The organism is Kineococcus glutinatus, assembly GCF_039542765.1.
GTDB lineage: Bacteria > Actinomycetota > Actinomycetes > Actinomycetales > Kineococcaceae > Kineococcus_A > Kineococcus_A glutinatus.
This window is the reverse complement of record NZ_BAABIL010000468.1, coordinates 1-1,632: the sequence shown is the minus strand read 5'-3', so window position 1 is coordinate 1,632 and position 1,632 is coordinate 1. Positions and strand designations below refer to the sequence as shown.

Here is a 1,632-nt window from a genome sequence, read left to right as displayed (position 1 = left end):
CAGCCAGGTCCGGTGCGACCAGCCGGAGCGGGTGGTGACGGTGAGGGGGCTCGCCGGTGCGGTGCGGGACGCGGCACGGGGGAGGGGGGTCATGGCCCGAGCCTCATGCATGTGCATCAGATGCGCAAGCATTTATTGTCGTTGCATCTATCTGGGGCGGGGAGTACCCTCCGGGGGTGGCAGAGGTGTCCGACGAAGCGCTCGCCCGGTCCTGGCACGAGCTCATGGGCCGCTACAACCGGCTGGCGTGCAGGCTGGACCGCGAGCTCGGGTCCGCGCACGGGCTCTCCTCGAGCGAGTTCGAGGTCCTGCAGCAGCTCGACGCCTGCGCGGTGCAGGGCGAGCTGCGGATGGCCGACCTCGCCCACCGCGTCCACCTCAGCCAGAGCGCGCTGTCCCGGCTCGTCGGCCGCCTCGAGCGCGACGGCCTCGTGCTGCGCGCCGCCTGCGAGGCCGACCGCCGCTCCGTGTGGATCCGCATCACCGACGCCGGGCGCACCCGCTGCGCCGAGGCCCGCCCCACCCAGCGCGCCATCCTGCGCACCGAGACCTGGTGCGCCGCACAGCTGCCGCCCGGCGACGCTCAGCCCGCCGGCCCCAGCTCCCCGAACCACCCCGCGTAGGGCGTCGTCCGCACCAGGTGGCGGGTCAGGTCCGGCGCGCCGTCGTCCCACCACACCGGGCCCCGCTCGCCCAGGGCCCGCTTCGCCGCGTCCAGCCGCTGCCGGGCCGCCTCCCGCGCGGCGGCCACCTCCGCGCGCAGCGCCGCGCCCTTCGCCCGCCGCGCCGCCATCAGCTCCGCGACGAGCCGCTCCCGCTCGGCCGGGTCCAGCCCCGGATCGGCCCGGCGCCACAACCGGCCGCGGACGACGAGGTAGCGCCCGTCCGGCGTCACGGGGTGCTCCACCCGGCCACGGTACGGCGCGGTGCGGGTCCCGGCCCGGGCGCGGGGTTCACCCCAGGTGTGCCCGCACGTGCCGCAGCAGCCGCCGCACCGCCGGGCCGGGCGGGGGTTCGCGCCACACCACCTCCAGCCGCGCGGTCGGCGCCGGGACGAGGTCGACGCGCACGAGGTCGGGGTGGACGCCGCTCATCGAGGCGCTGAGCACCGCGGTGCCCAACCCCCGCGCCGCGAGCCCCGCGACGACCTCCGGGGTGCTCGCCTCGAACGCGGGGCGCGGCTGCGGCCCCAGCCCGGCGCAGGCGGCGTCGAGGGCGGCGCGGATGCCCGCACCCACCGGCAGGGTGACCAGCGGCCCCGCGCACAGCTCGGCCAGCGCCAGGACCGCCGGCGGGTCGGCGTCCCTGCGCCGCAGGGCGATGAGGGGTTCGTCGACGAGGACGAGCGATCCGAGCCCCGGTGCCGGCTCGCCGTGCGCGCCGACGACGGCGAGGTCGAGGAAACCCTCGCGCACCGCCTCGACGAGGTCGGCGGACGTGCCCTCGCGCAGGCCGGTCCGCACGCCCGGGTGCTCGGCGGAGAACTCCGCGATCGCGTCGAAGAACCCCGGCAGCGCGCAGCCGGTGACCATGCCGGCGCGCACCTCCCCGCGCAGCAGGCCCGCGACGTCGTCGACGGCGCGCCGGCCCGCGGAGGCGGCGGCGAGCTCGGCGAGGGCGTGCGGCAGCAGG

General features: G+C 78.0%; 3 protein-coding genes. 1 reads left to right on the top strand and 2 read right to left on the bottom strand.

Annotation, left to right across the window (positions count from 1 at the left end; all coding sequences use genetic code 11):
• Nucleotides 1–176: 176 nt before the first annotated feature.
• Nucleotides 177–623, top strand: a complete 447-nt coding sequence (locus ABEB16_RS16185) for a MarR family winged helix-turn-helix transcriptional regulator (protein ID WP_345713255.1) — start codon at nt 177–179, stop codon at nt 621–623.
• On the opposite strand, the gene ABEB16_RS16180 is transcribed toward ABEB16_RS16185, so the two are convergent.
• Together ABEB16_RS16180 and ABEB16_RS16175 are read right to left on the bottom strand one after the other, a co-directional pair.
• Nucleotides 584–907: a hypothetical protein gene (locus tag ABEB16_RS16180; protein WP_345713254.1), complete on the bottom strand. Its 324-nt coding sequence runs from the start codon at nt 905–907 to the stop codon at nt 584–586. The genes ABEB16_RS16185 and ABEB16_RS16180 overlap by 40 nt on opposite strands.
• Before the next feature lie 46 nt (nt 908–953).
• Nucleotides 954–1,632 (bottom strand): LysR substrate-binding domain-containing protein (locus ABEB16_RS16175; protein ID WP_345713253.1); only part of this gene is annotated, 679 nt, incomplete at its 5' end.